The organism is Sphingomonas sp. DMC8 (genome assembly GCF_056314185.1).
The window spans coordinates 341504-359112 of record NZ_JBQUYV010000001.1 but is presented as its reverse complement, the minus strand read 5'-3'; the positions used below and the strand labels follow the sequence as shown (position 1 = coordinate 359112).

12 protein-coding genes are annotated in these 17609 nt (G+C 66.3%); 5 read left to right on the top strand and 7 right to left on the bottom strand.

Annotation, left to right across the window (positions count from 1 at the left end; translation table 11 throughout):
• The first annotated feature begins 123 nt into the window (after positions 1 to 123).
• Positions 124 to 1371 (top strand): MFS transporter, encoded by a 1248-nt coding sequence (locus ACT53K_RS01690; protein ID WP_476226794.1) that lies wholly within the window; start codon positions 124 to 126, stop codon positions 1369 to 1371.
• On the top strand, positions 1368 to 2984 hold the full coding sequence (locus ACT53K_RS01685; RefSeq protein WP_476226793.1) for a glycoside hydrolase family 43 protein: 1617 nt from the start codon (positions 1368 to 1370) through the stop codon (positions 2982 to 2984). The genes ACT53K_RS01690 and ACT53K_RS01685 overlap by 4 nt, the downstream gene beginning before the upstream one ends.
• Here the strand turns inward: ACT53K_RS01685 and ACT53K_RS01680 are convergent.
• The gene (locus tag ACT53K_RS01680) at positions 2963 to 4030 is read right to left on the bottom strand and encodes a LacI family DNA-binding transcriptional regulator (RefSeq protein ID WP_476226792.1); all 1068 of its coding nucleotides are present in this window, start codon (positions 4028 to 4030) and stop codon (positions 2963 to 2965) included. The genes ACT53K_RS01685 and ACT53K_RS01680 overlap by 22 nt on opposite strands.
• Positions 4031 to 4164: 134 nt before the next feature.
• Here ACT53K_RS01680 and ACT53K_RS01675 point away from each other — a divergent pair, with 134 nt between their 5' ends.
• Both ACT53K_RS01675 and ACT53K_RS01670 read left to right on the top strand, forming a co-directional pair.
• Entirely contained in the window at positions 4165 to 4845 is a 681-nt protein-coding gene (locus tag ACT53K_RS01675) for a response regulator transcription factor (protein WP_476226791.1), read from the top strand.
• Entirely contained in the window at positions 4836 to 6239 is a 1404-nt protein-coding gene (locus ACT53K_RS01670; protein ID WP_476226790.1) for a sensor histidine kinase, read from the top strand. The genes ACT53K_RS01675 and ACT53K_RS01670 overlap by 10 nt, the downstream gene beginning before the upstream one ends.
• Here ACT53K_RS01670 and ACT53K_RS01665 read toward each other — a convergent pair.
• The gene (locus tag ACT53K_RS01665) at positions 6202 to 6579 is read right to left on the bottom strand and encodes a PepSY domain-containing protein (RefSeq protein WP_476226789.1); all 378 of its coding nucleotides are present in this window, start codon (positions 6577 to 6579) and stop codon (positions 6202 to 6204) included. The two genes, ACT53K_RS01670 and ACT53K_RS01665, sit on opposite strands and share 38 nt — an antisense overlap.
• A 373-nt stretch (positions 6580 to 6952) precedes the next feature.
• Here ACT53K_RS01665 and ACT53K_RS01660 point away from each other — a divergent pair, with 373 nt between their 5' ends.
• Entirely contained in the window at positions 6953 to 9394 is a 2442-nt protein-coding gene (locus ACT53K_RS01660) for a TonB-dependent receptor (RefSeq protein ID WP_476226788.1), read from the top strand.
• Between the two features lie 55 nt (positions 9395 to 9449).
• Here the strand turns inward: ACT53K_RS01660 and ACT53K_RS01655 are convergent, their stop codons facing one another.
• The 5 genes from ACT53K_RS01655 to ACT53K_RS01635 all read right to left on the bottom strand — a co-directional run bounded on the left by ACT53K_RS01655 (position 9450) and on the right by ACT53K_RS01635 (position 17579).
• Positions 9450 to 10739: an OmpP1/FadL family transporter gene (locus ACT53K_RS01655; RefSeq protein WP_476226787.1), complete on the bottom strand. Its 1290-nt coding sequence runs from the start codon at positions 10737 to 10739 to the stop codon at positions 9450 to 9452.
• A 47-nt stretch (positions 10740 to 10786) separates the two neighbouring features.
• Positions 10787 to 11194, bottom strand: coding sequence for a DUF2147 domain-containing protein (locus tag ACT53K_RS01650; RefSeq protein ID WP_476226786.1), 408 nt, complete (start codon positions 11192 to 11194; stop codon positions 10787 to 10789).
• A gap of 207 nt (positions 11195 to 11401) precedes the next feature.
• Entirely contained in the window at positions 11402 to 12769 is a 1368-nt protein-coding gene (locus tag ACT53K_RS01645) for a family 43 glycosylhydrolase (RefSeq protein WP_476226785.1), read from the bottom strand.
• A 5-nt stretch (positions 12770 to 12774) separates the two neighbouring features.
• Positions 12775 to 16035: a glycoside hydrolase family 2 TIM barrel-domain containing protein gene (locus ACT53K_RS01640; RefSeq protein WP_476226784.1), complete on the bottom strand. Its 3261-nt coding sequence runs from the start codon at positions 16033 to 16035 to the stop codon at positions 12775 to 12777.
• Complete coding sequence (locus ACT53K_RS01635) at positions 16032 to 17579, bottom strand: tryptophan halogenase family protein (RefSeq protein ID WP_476226783.1); 1548 nt, start codon at positions 17577 to 17579, stop codon at positions 16032 to 16034. The genes ACT53K_RS01640 and ACT53K_RS01635 overlap by 4 nt, the downstream gene beginning before the upstream one ends.
• Between the last annotated feature and the right edge of the window lie 30 nt (positions 17580 to 17609).

Sequence of the window (17609 nt, the reverse complement as noted above, 5' to 3'; positions counted from 1 at the left end):
AAACTCACCAAGGGCGGTACGAATCGGCTTCTTTTGTGATCCATTGGTGCCATCACCCGTCCCCAAGGCCGTGCTGGCGACCGTTTCTGAATCGCCTTCTTGTTCACGTTAACGGAGTACGCCTTGCGCCGCTTTGGCATCCCCCATCTCCGTTGGACGATCATCGCGCTCTTCGTCGGGGCGATGGTCATCAACTATCTTGCAAGGGCCGTGCTGGGCGTGGCGGCGCCCCTGATTCTGGCCGAGCAGGCGATCAGCAGCGAGCAATATGGCTGGATCACCGGCGCGTTTCAGCTGGGCGTGATGTTCCAGCCGCTTGCCGGCTATCTGCTCGACGGCGCCGGTCTGCGGCTGGGCTTCGCGATCTGTGTCGGCGTCTGGTCGCTGCTGACCATGGCCCATGTCTTTGCCAGCGGCTGGATCAGTTTTGCGGCGCTCCGCGGTGTATTGGGTCTGGCCGAAGGGTCGGCGCAGCCCGCCGGGCAGAAGCTGGTCGCCGAATGGTTTCCGGCGCGCGAGCGCGGCGTGGCGGGCGGCATATACAATATCGGCGCATCGTTCGGCGCGATCCTCGCCCCGCCGCTCGTGGCCTGGGCGGTGCTGACGCAAAGCTGGCGGCTGGCCTTTCTGGTCGCGGGCGGCATCGGCCTTGTCTGGGCGCTGCTGTGGTTTTTCTGGTATCGGCCGCCCGGGCGCCATCCCCGTCTGGGAGAAGCAGAGCGCGCCTATATCGCCGCGGGGCAGGAGGCACGCCTGACTGCGGATGGGGGGCGCCCGGCAATCCTCGGGCTGCTCCGTCGCCGCGACCTGTGGGGCATTGCCCTGCCGCGCATGCTCGCCGACCCGGTATGGGGCATGCTGTCCTTCTGGATGCCACTCTATCTCGCCCGGGTGCGCCATTTCGACTTGGGCCAGATCGCCCTGTTCGCCTGGCTGCCTTTCCTTGCGGCGGATCTGGGCTGCCTGTTCGGCCCCGCCGTCGCCGCCTTTCTGCAGCGTCGCGGCGTGGCGCTGGTGGATGCCCGGCGCGGCGCCTTCACGCTGGGCGCGGTGATGATGACCGGCATGGCGTTCGTCGGCATCGTCACCAGTCCCTATGCGGCAATCGCCCTGCTCTGTCTGGGCGGCTTCGCGCACCAGACGCTCTCGGTGACCGTCATCACCATGGCCTCCGACCTGTTCCGCCGCAACGAAGTGGCGACCGCTGCGGGGCTGGCGGGCCTTGCCGGCAATCTGGGCGTGCTGGTCTTTTCGCTGCTGCTCGGCGGACTCGTCGACCGGGTCGGCTATGGCCCCTTCTTTCTCCTGCTCGGCGTGCTCGATCTGCTCGGCGCCCTGCTTCTCTGGACCCTGGTACGCAAGCCCGCATGACCCATTTCCGCAATCCCGTGCTGCGCGGGTTCAACCCCGATCCGTCGCTGGTCCGCGTCGGCGAGGATTTCTTCCTCGCCACTTCGACCTTCGAATGGTTCCCCGGCGTGCAGATCCACCACAGCCGCGATCTGGTCCACTGGCGCCTCGCCGCGCGCCCGCTGTGCCGCGCGAGCCAGCTCGACATGCGCGGAAATCCCGATTCCTGCGGCGTCTGGGCACCGGACCTGACCTATCAGGACGGCCGCTTCTGGCTCGTCTATACCGATGTGAAGCGCTACGGGCAGACGACGGTGAACGGCGCGCATGGCGCGTCCCTCCGCGACTTCCACAATTATCTGGTGACCGCCGACCGGATCGACGGCGACTGGTCCGATCCCGTACCGCTGAACAGCAGCGGGTTCGACCCCGCGCTGTTCCATGACGATGACGGCCGTAGCTGGCTGCTCAACATGCTTTGGGACCACCGCCCCGATCGCCAGCGCTTCGCGGGCATCGTCGCGCAGGAGCTCGATCGTACCACGCTGCAACTGGTGGGCGAGCGGCGGATGCTCTTCGCCGGAACCGAGCGCGGCTTCACCGAGGGGCCGCATCTCTACAAGCGCGATGGCTGGTACCATCTGCTGGTGGCGGAAGGCGGCACGGGCTGGGAACATGCCGTGGTGATGGCACGGTCGCGCGACCTGTTCGGTCCCTATACCGTCCACCCGGAAGGCGCCGTGCTTAGCGCGGAAGGCGCGCGCGCGGGCGCCATCACCCGCGCCGGCCATGGCGATCTGGTCACGCTGGCCGATGGCACGCCCTGGCTTGCCTATCTGTGCGGCCGCCCCTTGCGGGGACGTGAGCGCTGCGTGCTGGGGCGGGAAACCGCGATCCAGCCGATGCGCTGGGGCGAGGATGGCTGGCTTCGCACGCTGGACGGCAGCGGCCGGCCCGATCCCGCCCCGCCCCTGCCGCCGCTCTCGCCCGCGCCCTGGCCCGATGCCGCCTGGGACGGCAGCTTCACCGCGGGCGATCTTCCGGTCGACCTTCAATGGCTGCGCACGCCCCGCCCCGAGCGGCTGTTCAGCCTTTCCGCACGCCCCGGCTGGCTGCGCCTGTTCGGCCGGGAAACGATCGGCAGCCATTTCGAACAGGCGCTGGTCGCCCGCCGCCAGAGCGATTTCCGCTATACCGCCACCACCCGGATGGAGTTCGCCCCCGCCAATTTCCAGCAGGCGGCGGGGCTGGTCTGTTATTATAACAGCACGAAATTCCATTATCTCCATGTCACCACCGACGATGGCGGCGTGCGGCAGCTCGCCTTGCTTTCGGCCGATCCGGCGCATGGCTGCACCGGCACGGTGATTGCCGACACGCTGCCGGACGGCCCGATAGAGTTGCGCGTCGTAGTTGACGAGGCAGCGCTGCACTTCGCCTGGCGCGGGGCGAACATGACGGAATGGCAACCGGCAGGCCTGCCGCTCGACGCCAGCATTCTGTCGGACGAAGTGACGCTGCCCGGCCTGCCCAATTTCACCGGCGCCTTTGTCGGCATGGCGTGTCAGGACATGGCCGGCGCCGGCGTCCATGCCGATTTCGCCTGGTTCCGCTACGAAGCGTCGGGCGACTGATTTTCCGGTGGCGACGCCGTCGAACTGCGCCGCACGATGCTATATTCCAGCACGCGCGGCCGGTGCTTGCCGCGCGCCAGTTCCACGTCGCTCGCCACCAGCGCCAGCGCTTCGGCAGCCAGCCGGCGCAGTGGCTGGTGCACGGTGGTGAGCGGTGGCCACAAGGTGACTGCGGCCGTGGTATCGTCATAGCCGACGACGGTAAGCTGGCGCGGCACGTCGAGCTGGCGCCGATGCGCAACCGACACCACGGCGGCCGCCATATCGTCGTTGCTGGCAAAGATGGCCGTGGGGGGCGCCGGGCCGTCGAGCAGTTGCTCGCCCGCCACCAGGCCGGAGGCATAGCTGAAATCGCCCTGCGCCACCTTCACTTCAACATCGGCGACTTCGCGTACCGCTTCGTAGAATCCGGCCATGCGTTCGGCGCTGGCCGCCTGATCGGGATTGCCGACAATGAACCCCAGCCGGCGATGCCCCAGCTCGAGCAGGTGGCGCGTCATTTCATAGGCGGCGCGATGGTCGTCGATGCGGACGCAGGTTGCCCCCGGCACCTTATAGGCTGCAACGGCGGCCATCGGCACGCCCGCCGGCCGCAGTGCCGCCAGCACGGCGCGCGATTCCCCCAGCGGCGGCGCGAGGATGATGCCGGAGAGGCCCGCACTCGCGAACTTCACCAGTTCCGCCTCGCTCGGCGGGTGGCCGCCCTCCCCCTTTAGCAGCACCAGCCGCGCGCCGCGGATCGATGCTTCCTCGAACACGCCGGTCAGGAACTCGCTCATGAAAGCGGCACTGGGATTGGAATACACCACGCCGATCCGCAGCTCCGCCGCCGTTACCAGGCTGCGCGCAGCGGCATTGGGGGTGTATGACAGCGCGGCGATTGCGCTTTCCACCGCTGCGCGCGTCTCTTCGCTCACGCCGCTGCGGCGATTGATGACGCGGGAAACCGTCATCGCAGACACGCCCGCGCGGGCCGCTACATCGATAATGGTCGCGCCGCGCGCCGGCCGCCCCCGTCTTCCCACCGCTTCCCTCTTGTGTCCCATACGCAATCATTGGCCTACGCCATGGCGAGGCTTCCGGGAAGAACCGGCGTTGCGGCGTCTTCCAACCTACACGGAACTGACATTCGTTTGTCACACCCCCGCCGCAAGCATCGCGCCGGATAGGGAGCGGCACCTTGCATTTCCTGATAGTCGAAGACGATCCGGTCATCGCGGAGCATATCGTCGCAGGCCTGGGCCAGCGCGGGCATGATACGACGCTGGTGCAAACCGGTGCCGATGCGCTGTATGCGCTGGAGCATCGCCAGCATGACGCGATCGTGCTCGACCGGCTGCTGCCCGACGTCAACGGGCTGGCGGTGCTCGACCAGTTACGCGGTCAGGGGAACGGCGTGCCGGTATTGATGCTGAGTGCGTTGGGATCGGTGAAGGACCGTGTCGAGGGGCTGCAGGTCGGCGCCGATGATTATCTCGCCAAGCCGTTCGACATCGACGAACTGGCGGCACGGCTTCACGCCATCGCCCGCCGCAACGCGCCACGCAGCGAACCGGCGCAGATCGAAGTGGGGCAGCTGCGGCTGGACCCCAGCAGCCACCGCGCAATCTTCCGCGACGCGGCAGTGGTGCTCAACCGCAAGCAATATTCGCTGCTGGCCCATCTGATGTGCAACGCCGATCGCCTCGTCACGCGCTCAATGCTGTTGGAAGGCGTCTGGTCCTATTCCTTCTCGCCGACCACCAACATCGTCGAAAGCAATATGAGCCGGCTGCGTACCGCCCTGCTCGGCCTGGGCTGCGATCCGATCGAGACGCAACGAGGCGCCGGCTATATCCTGCGATCCGAACGATGCGTCTGATCGCCCGGCTTTCCTCGCGAAATCGGGGCGTCGGGCGGCTGGCAGTGCAGGTCGGCATCGCCTTCGCGCTGGCGATGATCGCCATCGGCATGGTCGCCTTCAGCGTTGCCGATGCGTGGGTCTCCAGCCGGATCGACACGTCGCTGCGCTACCACACCGCCAAATATCTGAAGCCGGGCGACGGCAGCCGCGTGGACGACGCCACGCTGAGTGCCAAGATTCTCGACTGGCAGCAACGCAAGGTGCTGAGCGAGCGGACCTATGTGCTGTTCGACCGCAGCGGGCGCCGTATCGCCGGCCGGCTGGACATCACGCCCCCGCCCGAGGGCTTTTCCGATGTCAGCTTCTATGGCGGCTCGCGCACGCCGCAGACCGGCCGTGCCATCGCGACGCGGCTGCCTAGCGGCAGCCTGTTCGTCATCGTCCAGCACAGCGAAGCGGCGGCGAGCCTGCACGCATTGTTGCCGCGCGTGGTGCTCGCCATTTCGCTTGCAGCCATGGTGATGGGGGTTTCGGCCACGCTCTTGTTTGCCCGCCTCACCGCGCGGCGGCTGGCGGAGACACAGGATGCCGCCGATGCGATTGCCGGAGGCGACCTGAGCCGCCGCATTCCCACAGACCGGCTGGACGGCATGTTCGCCGTACAGGCGCAGAGCCTCAACCGGATGCTGGACCGCATGGAGGATCTGGTGCGCACCCAGCGGCTCTTCTCCAGCAATCTCGCGCATGACCTGCGCACACCGCTCACCCGGCTGCGCACGCTGCTGGCGCAGGGTTCGGCCGATGGCGACCCGGTGTTCGCCAGCATGTTCGAGCGGGCGGAACGCGAATGTGCCTCGATCATCGCGATCTTCGACGCGCTGTTGCGCCTGGCCGAAATCGAGACGGGCCGGCACCCCTCCGCCATGGCGGCGCTGTCGCTGCGGCCGCTGCTGGAAGATGTCGCGGATACGATGGAGCCGGTGCTCGCAGACCATGGCGGACGGCTGGAAGTCGGCCGCCTCGACGATGTGACCATCACCGGCGATGCAGACCTGATCAATCAGCTGCTGGTCAATCTGCTGGAAAATGTCGCGACGCATACCCCCGCCGGCACCTGCGCGCGGCTGTCACTCGAACGCGACTCCGACGGGGCCGTCATCACCATTCGCGATGATGGACCCGGCCTGCCGCTGGGCGATCTGACGCGCGTCAAGCAACCTTTTGAGCGTGGCACGGCAGCCTCAGGCGCGCGCGGCAGCGGGCTGGGCCTCGCCATTGCCCAGGCGATCGTGCGCTTCCACCGCGGCCAGCTCGATCTGGCAGATGCGGCACCCGGGCTCGAAGTCCGGGTGCGCATTCCCGCGAACGACGCGATCAGCGCGCCCGCAGTCGCCGGCCCCGCCGCTGCCTGAGCCACATCGACAGATACATCCAGAAGCCCGAGCAGGCGAAGAACAGCAGCGCCGTTCCGCCGAGAAGATTGAGCGCAATGCCCACCGGCCCCAGCGCTTCGCCCGAATGCAGCTTCTTGATCCAGTGGTTCCATCCGCCCATCGCGCTGCGCTTCTCGCGTGGCGCGGCCGCCGCTGCATCTCCGTCGCCATGCTTGTGCGGCTTTGCCTCGACCGCAGCGGCGGCAGGCTTGGTGCGCACATCGAGCAGCGACGTCGCCTGAGTGGCAACGCCGGTCAGGGCGAGCAGGAAGAGGAGCAGCGCGAACCAGGGGGCAAGCATCTTGTGCCAGCGACGCATCGAGAATTCGTCCCATCATGAAAGCAGCGCGCACAGGAAATGCGCGGCATTTTGCTATCACAACGGCGATGTGACAGCGGAATGATCCGAACATTCTAAGTTTGCAATGTTGGCTGATTCCGCAGCCGCGAACACCCCGGAGTCACAGATCCGTCATGCGCCGGACCTAGCGGAAAATCCGGGAGCAGCGGTGCGGAACCGTGCTGCAGGTCGCTCCGGGGTCAAAGGGGATTCCATTGTTCAACGCCAACTTCTGGCGGCGTCCGCGTGCGCGGTGCGCCCAGCCCTGTCGCGCATGCCCGCCATGCGCGCTGCGGCACTGCGCGCAGCGGACCGGCAAGACCCCCAACGCAATCAGCCAACGAGGAAGATCATGAAAACCATCGCACTTCGCGCCGCGCTGCTGGCGGCTGTCGGTACGGGCGCGCTTGCGTTCCCCACCATCGCCCAAGCCCAGGACGCAGATCAGTCGACCAGCGCCAACCAGGCCGGTCAGGCGAACGACAAGCAGTCGCTGACCTCTTCCGACGTGCTCGTGATCGGTTCGCGTACCGCTGCCGGCGCGCCGCTCACCGCCTCGCTCACCACCACCCAGCCGCAGTCGGCAATCAGCCGCGATTATATCGACACCACCATGCCGGCAGCCGATTTCAACGAGCTGGTCGCGCTGTCCCCCAGCGTCTCGGTGTCGGGCAATAACAACGGTGTGGGCCTTTCCGAGAGCAAGGTGACGATCCGCGGTTTCCAGGACGGCGAATATAACGTCACCTACGACTCGATCCCGTTTGCCGACACCAACAACCCGACGCACCATTCGACGGCCTTTTTCCCGTCGAACACGATCGAGACCGCGGTGGTCGATCGCGGCCCGGGCAATGCCAGCCAGCTGGGCCAGGCCAGCTATGGCGGCAACATCAACCTCTATTCGCGCGCCGCGACCGAACAGGGCGGCGGCCAGGTCGAAGCGATTCTGGGCAACTGGAACACTTTCATGGGCCGCGCCGAGCTGCAGACCGGCACGATCGACAAGCTGGGCGGCGCCCGCTTCGTCGTGACCGGCCAGTATCTCACCTCGGACGGTGCGCTCAGCTATTCGCAGGTCGGTTCGAAGAACCTCTATGCCAAGGGCGTGATCCCCATCGGCACGGCCAACACGCTGACCGTGATGAGCACCTATAACCGCAACTTCTATTACCAGTCGGACGTGCTGAAGGGCGCCACCTGCGGCAGCGCGACCATGGGATCGGGCACTTTCTCCAAGGCGGCTTTGGGCCCGGACGGTCAGCCGCTTACCCAGCTGACCGGTGAAAATTGCGCCGCCAACTCGCAGGTCGGCATCTGGGGCAAGAATTACGGGCTGAGCAACAACCCGAACTCGATGGACTATTGGAAGTACAACCGCACCGACAAGACCACCGATTTCTCCTACCTGCGCCTGCAGAGCAATCTCGGCTCGGGCTTCGCGATGGACAATCGCGTGTACATGTACGGCTACACCAACAACACGATGTCGGGTAATACCGGCACTGTCATCACGGGCTTCAGCGGCGCCGGTACGCCGGCATCGCCCTACAAGGCAGTGACCAATCCGGCCAATGCCAACGACATTCTCGGCTATAACAAGCTCAACAAATATCGCGTGCTCGGCTATATCGGCCAGATCGACTATACCTTCGCGCTCGGCAAGATCCGCGTCGGCGGCTGGTACGAGCATTCGGCCACCGATCGCCACAATTTCGATCTCGACCGCACCACCGGCCTGCCGAGCTATAACGAGAAGTTCAACAACGGCAGCGGCACCGCCGCCGCCAACGCGCTGCCATCGATCTCGCAGGCGAACATCAACTTCGTCCAGCATTCCAATTGGGACCAGTATCAGCTGTTCGGCGAATTCGAGTTCCGGCCGATGGACGGCGTGTCGATCACGCCGGGCATCAAATATGTCCATTTCAACCGCGGCGTCGATGCGGCGCTGAACCAGAAGACCCGCAGCCCGCTCGACACCAGCGCCACCTGGACCAAGACGCTGCCGTTCCTGACCGCCAACTGGCAGGTGATGCGCAACTGGGCCTTCTACGCCCAATATGCGCAGGGCATGTATGTGCCCGATCTGTCGAGCTTCTATTCGGCCTCGAGCTCGCTTTCGTCGTCGCTCGATGCGCTGAAGCCGCAGACCACCACCAACTATCAGGTCGGCACCGTGTGGCACGGCCAGAAGGTGTCGCTCGATTTCGACGGCTACATCATCAATGTGAACAACAAGATCGGCACCTGCACGGCGGTGGGCTGCGACACGACGCTGCTCATCAATATCGGCCAGGTCCACTATAAGGGCGTTGAAGGCCAGGCGAGCGTGATGCCGCTGACCGGCCTGTCGCTGTTCGCCAACGCATCGTACAACTATGCGCAGAACGTCTCGACCGGCGCACAGATCGCCAAGGCGCCTTTCTCTACCGGCACCCTGGGCTTCGCCTATCACCGGAACGGCTTCCGCCTGTCGTTCAACCAGAAATATACCGGCCCGCAATATGCGACCGAGTATAACGGTCTTCCGGGCCTGCGCCTCTATCGCATCAAGCCGTACAGCATCGGCGAAGCAGCGATCAGCCAGGATATCGGCAAGCGCTTCCGCATCGGTGCCACCGTGTCGAACGTGTTCAACAGCCGCGCGGTGACATCGATCGCGAACAGCTCGTCGGGTGCCCCGACCACTACCATCAACGGCACGACCTACCAGAGCGGCTACGGCCAGAGCGACCAGTTCAGCTATCTGCCGCCGCGCGCCTTCATCGTCGATGTCCGCGTGAAGTTCTAACCCCCGTAGCTGGGGCCGCCGGGGAACACCCCCGGCGGCCCCCCTTTTGCTTGCCTCAGAAGTGGACGTGGCCGCCGACCGAGAAGACGAACGCGCGTGCATTCTGCAGCGTGCCCGAGGTCAGCACCGCCGATCCCGCAGCCAGCGTCGGCCGGTCGATCGGCGCATTGGCGAAGTCGACATAGTTGGCCGCGGCGTCGAGCGAGAAGCGGCGTGACACGTCATAGGTGCCGCCCACCCCGAAATTCCACCGGTTCGAGTCCGGCACGCGCGCATCGCGCTGGCCGTCCTGGGTGGGGGTGAGCGCCCGCTGCACGCCGGCGCGCAGCGTCAGCTTCGGCGAGGCTGCGTAATCGACGCCCGCCGCATAGCTCCAGCTCTCCCGATAATTTTCCGGGATCGCCTGGTTGACCGGCGCGCCCAAGCGGATCGCGTCGAACTTGTCCCAGTTGTAATGGACCACCTGCCCGTTCAGCGTCAGCCGGTCGGTGACGCGATAGCGCGCGCCGACAATTTCCTGCGCCGGCGTGTAGAAATCGGCCCGCACGCCCGAGAGCGAAACATTGTTCGGCGCCAGCGGCCCCAGCAGCCCGCTCACCACCAGGTCGCCCTTCAGCTTGTGGTGGATCGCCGACTTGTAGCTGAAGCCCACCGTCAGCCGGCTGTTATGCATCTGGAAGCCCGCGCTCCAGCCCACATCCCAGCCATCGCCCTTCAGGCTCTGCTGACCATCGGGCAGCACGGCCAGCACATTGGGCAGCGCATTGCTGAGGCTGGCATCGGTATATTCGACATTGGCGCCCGCGCCGACGCGCAGCCAATCGGTCACCGACACGGCGAGCGACGGCTGGATATCGACCGTGCGCAGCCGCGTCCGCTCGGCGCTGTAGCGCGCCCAGCTGGTCGAGGGATATTCGGTGGTGAAGCTGTAGGGCGACGTCACCGCCAGCCCCAGCGCTACCCGATGCCCCAGCGGCACCGCAATCGCGCCCGAAGGGAGCACGCCGTTGTTGATCGGATTGCGGCTGGTGCCATCGCCCCCCACCGGCGCCGCCGGCTGGCCGCCCGGCCGGATGATCTGGGTGCCGCGATTGACGACATCGCCGCGCGGCAGAATTGCCGTGGCGTTCAGCACGACTTCGGTGTCGGTCGCGTCGGCAATCGCCGCCGGGTTCCACCAGAGCGACGCTGCGCCCTGATCGGCAACTTCGCCCGAAAAGGCGCGGCCGGCGCCGCGGGCCGACTGTTCCTGAAGATAGAATGCCTGGGCATGGGCCGTGCCCGAAAAGGCAAGCACGAGCGGCAGCGCCGAACCGGCACTGAACAAAATACGCTGATACGACATGATGTTACCTCGAAATACGCTGGGGGATACTGGGACGCACGCGCGGCTCAGCGCACGCGCGTCCAGGTCTGGGTGCGGCAGAAAATCTTGAGCGCGCAGCCGCGCAGCTTCAGCTGGTCCGGACCCGCCATGGTGATGTCGGCGCTATAAGTCCGGCCGTCCTCGGCATTGTAGATGCTGCCGCCGGTCCAGCCATTGCTGCCCGGCGAAAAGCCGCTCAGTATCTGCAGGCCCCGCAAGGGGCGCGTTCGAAGTTGCTTGTCGGAATTCTTGACGTCGCGCAGGTTCGGATTGGTGCGCAGCACGTCGGACGTGACGACCTTGCCACAAATCGAAGGCCCGCAACGCTGGATCTCGACGATCGCGTTATGGGTCTGCGTCTTCCAGCGACCTTCGACTCCCTCTCCACCCTGCGGCGCCAGGACCAGCATCGCAGCGATTAGACTTGTCCACATACTCTCTTTTCCATCAACCAATGTGACTGCCATGAAGAAACCATGGCATGGAGCGGACATGCGCAGATTTACGTTCCAGCCTCTCCACGGCTGGAACCATACCGAACCCACGAAGTTCCGAAAGAGGGCAGAGAAAATTGCGCGCGCGCCACCGCGCGACGCGGCAGGATCACGCCTTCTGCGGCTGCCGTAGCGTCGCCGCGTCGATCAGAATATCTGCCACTCCCAGACGCCCGCGCCGGCGGGCACACGCAGCCGGAAAAAGCGGGCGGAAACCGCATGGCGCAGCACGATCGGCGATCCGTTCGCACCCGCTTGCGCCGCCACCTCGCGCCAATGGGTGCCGTCCGCGGAGGCTTCGATCGCAACATCATAGCCGCGATTGGCATATTCCATCCGCAGCCGGGTTTCGCGCACGGCACGCACGCGGCCGAGATCAGCGACGAGCAAAGGCGCCGCATCCGGCGCGGGCCGCCACAGCGTGGCATAATTGTCGTCGCCCGCGCGCTCCGCCCCATGCGCCGCATCGGCAGCGGCGCCGCGCAGCGTCATTGCGATGCCGGTGGTGCGATGCGCCGCAAACCCCGCCACGCTGCTGCCATGGCTGGGCGTCACCCGGTCGATCGTACCGTCGTCATGGATGGCCAGCGGATCGACGGCGATCTGGCGCAGCGTCGCATCGCCCTTGCCCGGCCAGGGCAGCGACTGGCGATGATAGAGGATATAGGCCTGCCCGCCGACGCGGAAGATCGCGTGATGGCCGGGGCTGATGACCTGCCGCTCGCGGTCCGTCGACAAAATCGGGCTGTCGGCGCCCTCGCGGAACGGCCCGAACGGCGTGTCGCCGATCGCATAGCGGACCTTGTACGTGTCCTCGGTCGTCTTGCCGTCGCTGTAGCTGAGCACATAATGGTTGCCCGCCTTCACCATGAACGGGCCTTCGAAATAATGCGCCGGCGTCACGTCGTGCACCGGCCCGTCGAAATGGACCATGTCGGGCTTCAGCCGCACGGCGAAGCAATGGCCGTTCGTCCAGTTGAGCCCCGATCCCCAATAGAGATAGGCGGTGCCGTCGCTGTCGATGAACGCCTCGGCATCGATCATGTGGTAGGCGGGGGCGAAATTCTTGTCGATCAGCGGCTTGCCGCCATTGGCGTCGCGCCACGGCCCGGCAGGCGACGGCGCCGTGCCCACCCACACTTCACTGCCGACCGACACATACATGTACCAGGCGCCATTGGCGGCATGCACCACCGATGGTGCCCAGACCTTGGCATCGCCCGAAGTCGAGCTGGTCGCTGCCGCCTTGGTCGGCCAGGTGGGCGTGGAGAAGGTCCAGTCGCGCCCGTTGGCAGACGTCCACATCCCCAGCCGGTCGTCCCCCCAGGGATCGATGGTCGCATAGATATACCAGCGGCCACCGTCATGGACGATCGACGGATCGGCAAAATAGCCGGGGATCAGCGGGTTGCGATCGCCGGGCGTGTCCCAGCGCGGCGCCGGCACATCGGCGGCGGCGAGCGAGCCTGCCAACGCCACCGCCGCCACCATCATGCTCAACCGGCGCAACGCCATTCCCCTTACTCCTCGCCGGTCGCGCTGGCCCGCACCGCCCTGTCAGGGGTGGTACCCTCCCCCTGGAACGGGGTCAGCCGGAAGCGGATGCTGGTCGGCACCAGCTGCGTCCGATATTTCGGCAGCGGCTTGCCGAACTCGCTCCACTGGGTGTCGCCGCCGACGCCCCATTGCGCGGCATCGACCAGCAGCGTGCCCTGCGCCTTGGGCACCACATCGGTGCTCTTCCAGGTGCCGGGTTCGTGCCGGTCGAGATCGGCATAGGGGAAGGCCAGCGCGTTCATCATCAGCGGCGTGTCGCCCTGCACCCGCAGACCCGAACCGGCGCCCGACAGTTCCATCCAGCGGACATCGATCTTGTTACCCGTTTCCTGCGGGCGGATATAATCGTGGTTCTGCTCGGCAATCGCGCCGCGCCACAGCCCGATCGGTGCCGAGGTCTTGCGGTCGACATAGCTTTCGTGCGGCCCGCGGCCATACCATTCGACGGTCTTCAGGCTGCCCGGCGTGGTGAAGGCCAGGCCGATGCGGAAGGGCGGCGGCAGCTCGCCGGAAACGGGCACGAACCGCCCGTCGACGGCCACCGATCCGTCGCCGGCCATGCGATAGACGCTGGTGAAGCGCACCGCGCCGCCACCCATGGCATAATCCACCTGCACTTCGCCCCCGGCATCGCCCAGATCGCGCACCGCCACGCCGGTGACGGTGCGGCTGTCGCTCATCACCTTCCACGCAGCGAGCTGCTTTTCGGTGCCGATGCCGATGTCGTTATCGGTGACCGCACGCCAGAAATGCGGCGCGCCGCCGCTGAGCAGCGTCTTGCCGCCCGCCGCGTAGCGATCGACGAGCCCGGTCGCGCGGTTGACCACCAGCGTCGCGCCACCGGCCGACAGGGTGATCGCCCCCTGCCCGTCCTGCGCCGTCACCCGCCCCTTGGGTGCGGAGACTTCGGCCGCGCGATAGGCGGGATCGAGCGCGAACTGTTCCCAGCCGATCACCGTGCCGCCCGGCACCAGCGGCACCGCATCCGCCTTGGCGCGCGCGCGGATCGTCACGAAATATTCGGCGCCCGGTTTGCGGGTCAGCCCCGCGAGCGGCAGCGCGATCGTGCCTGCGCCGTGCGCCGCGACATCCGGCGTTGCCAGCGCACCGCTGGCGACCTTCACGCCGTTTTCCTGCACTTCCCAATCGAAGGTGAAACCGGACAGGTCGCGGAAATCATGCCGGTTGCGCACGGTGAGCCGGCCGCTGGCAGGATCGAAACCCTCGAACTGGATCGGCGCATAGACCTTGCGCAGTTCGAACCATTGCGGATTGGGCGTGCGGTCCGACTGGAGCAGGCCGTCGCCGAACTCGATCTCGCCGCCGGGGTTCGGCCCATATTCGCTGCCGTCGCCCCAGTAGCGCCGGCCATCCTTGGTATAGCGGTACATCGACTGGTCGACCCAGTCCCACGCAAAGCCGCCCTGCAGCTTGTTCGGGTGGGCGTAGATCGTGTCCCAGTAATCCTTCAGGTCGCCGCCCGAATTGCCCATCATATGGGCATATTCGCACTGGATCACCGGCTGCTTGAAGTTCCAGTTGGTGGCATAGTCCTCCAGCTTCACCGCCGGATCGTACATCGGCGCATAGATGTCGGCATACCAGTTGGGGCGGTGGTCCTGAATCCCGTCCCAGGTGCCCCAGCCGAGGTAGGAGATCAGCCGGCCCGGATCGACCGCGCGCGCCGCCGCCGCTGCCGCCGCAAAGTTCGGCCCGATGCCCGCTTCGTTGCCCAGCGACCAGATGATGACCGACGGATGGTTCTTGTCGCGCTGGACCATGTTGACGACACGGGAGACATGCGCGTCCTTCCACGCCGGATCGAAGCCGACCTGCAATTCGGCCCGGCGCTCGGCATGCTTGTTGGCATAATCCATATAGCCGTGGCTCTCGATATCGGCCTCGTCCATCACATAGAGGCCGTAGCGATCCGCCAGCTCGTACAGATAGGGGTCATTCGGATAGTGCGAGGTGCGGATCGCGTTGATGTTCGCGCGCTTCATCAGCTGGATGTCGCGCTCCATCGAGGCGTGGCTGACGATGTGGAACGTCTCCGGATCATGCTCGTGGCGATTGACGCCGCGGATGGTGATCGGCTTGCCGTTGACGCTGACCAGCCCGTCCTTGATCTCCACCGTGCGGAAACCGATCCGCTGCGGCGTCGCCTGCACCACCTTGCCCTGCGCATCGACCAGCTCGACGAGCAGCGTGTAGAGATTGGGCGTCTCCGCCGTCCATTGGCGCACGCCCGGCACATCGGCGGCCAGCGTCACCTTCTGCGCCGGTCCGGCGGCGAGTTGCGTCTCGCGCACCAGCACCTGCCTGTCGCCGTCGAGCAGCGTCATCCGCGCGGTGAGCGGCGCGGCGCGATCGGTGAGAGTCAGCTCGGTCGAAAGCTTGCCGTCCTTATAGGCTGAATCGAGCCCGGCATGGACGAACAGGTCGGCCACCCGCGCCTTGGGCACGGCGGCCAGATAGACCGAACGCTCGATGCCGGAGACGCGCCAGAAATCCTGGTCTTCCAGATAGCTGCCGTCCGACCAGCGATGGATCTGGATGGCGATGGTGTTGCGGCCGGGATGCATCAGCTTCGTCACGTCGAATTCGGACGGAAGCTTCGAATCCTCCGAATAGCCGGCCTCGACGCCGTTCACCCACACCTGCGTCGCCGAACCGGATGCGCCGATATGCAGCACGACATCCTGCCCCGCCCAGTCGGCCGGCAGCTGCACGTCGCGGCGATAGGAGCCGACCGGATTGGTCGCGTGCGGAATCAGCGGCCGGTTCGCCGGGAACGGATAAGTGATGTTGAAATAGCGCGCCTGGTCATAGCCCTCGGTCTGCCAGTCGGCAGGCACCTTGATGCTTTTCCAGCGCGATACGTCATAACCGGGCTTTTCAAAGCCGTTCGGCACCGCATCGGACGAAGGCGAGAAATGGAACAGCCATTGGCCGTCGAGCGACAGATAGCGCTTCGACTTGGCCGGGTCGCCAGCCAGTGCGGCCGCCACGCTTTCATAGGCGAAGTGCGTGGCGTTCGCGGGCAGCTTGCCGCGCGCGAACACTGCGGGATTCTCCCAGTCCGGGCGGCGGGGATCGACCTGCACCGGCTGCACCTGGGGCGGATCGCCGATCTTCGGCCCGTCCTGCGCCAGCCCCATGCCCGACGCGAGCGCCATCGTTCCTACTGCCGCGAGCAAGCCCAGTTTGTTCACACCGATCATCCCTTTTGTCCTGTCGTCCCGATGGCGCCGCGTGCCCGCAAGTAATCGGCATGGTCGGGCATCCGTGCCGCTGCCAGTCCCGTCACTTCGGCGATCCGCGCCAGCCGCGCCTGTGCCTCGGCGGGCGCCATGCCATCCGCAATCGGATCATAGCCGGTGGCCGGCACGCCCTGGCCGTGCAGCACCGCCAGCCAGCTCGTCTTGCTGAACAGCTCGTCGGCCTCGCGATAGACGCGGCCGCTGGCGCGATAGATGTCCATCCGTTCGGCGAGCGTATCGGGCACCGCCATGGTCCGCAGCGCGCGCCAATAGGGGGTGTCGTCGCGCTCGGTGGCGTGGAAATGCAGGATCAGGAAGTCGCGCACGCTGTCGAACTCGGCCGCCATCAGCCGGTTGTAGCGGCGAATGTCCGCCGGGGTGCCGCCACCCAGCGGCAGCATTTCCAGCAGCCGGGCAATGCCGGCCTGGACCAGATGAATGCTGGTCGACTCCAGCGGCTCCAGAAAGCCGCTTGCCAGCCCCAGTGCGACGCAGTTCTTCTCCCAGAACCGCCGCCGCCGCCCTGCCCGGAAGCGTAGCAACCGGGGCTCGGCCAGCGCCTCGCCTTCCAGACTGTCCAGCAGCAGCGCCGTGGCCTCGTCGTCGGAGAGGTGTGCGCTTGCATAGACAAGGCCATTGCCCACGCGGTGCTGCAGCGGAATGCGCCACTGCCAGCCCGCGCCGCGCGCGGTGGAGCGGGTATAGGGAGTCAGCCCCTCCGGCCCGATCGCGCAGGGCACCGCCACGGCGCGGTCATTGGGCAGCCAATGCCCCCAATCCTCAAACCCGACGCCCAGCGCCTCGCCCAGCAGCAGCGAACGGAAGCCCGAGCAATCGATGAAGAAGTCGGCGGCGATGCGGGTGCCGCTTTCCAGCACAACGGCGTCGATCGCGCCGTCCGCCCGTCGGGCGACCTGTTCGATGCGGCCTTCGTGGCGGACCACGCCTGCCTTCTCTGCCAGCCCACGGAGGTGAGCGGCATAGAGCGCGGCGTCGAAATGATAGGCATAGCCGATGTGCGCGAGCGGCGTATTCGCCGCGCCTTCGTCCGGCCGCTGGAAACGCCCGAGCCGCGCGGCCTGTGCGCAGATCGAATAGGCGTCGAGCGGCGCTGCCTGCCCGGCCAGTCTGGCGCGCTGCCACAGCGCCTCGAACGGAATCGCGCCGAAATCGATGCCATAGGTACCGAACGGATGGAAATAGCGGCTGCCGGACCGCTGCCAGTCGACGAACTCGATGCCCAGCTTGCAGGTGCCTCGCGTGGCGCGGAGGAACGCGGCTTCGTCGATGCCGAGCAGAGCGTTGAAGGCCAGGATGGGGGGAATGGTCGCCTCGCCGACGCCGACTGTGCCGATCGCATCGGATTCTACCAGGCTGATGGCGATGCGGCGCGTATCCAGCACCCGCGCCAGCGCCGCCGCCGCCATCCAGCCGGCCGTACCGCCGCCGATGATTGCGACATGCGAAAGCGGCGCATCGCCAGAGCTGTCGATCGGAGCGGGCACCGGAGAGTCACTACTCCAGAAAAGAACCGG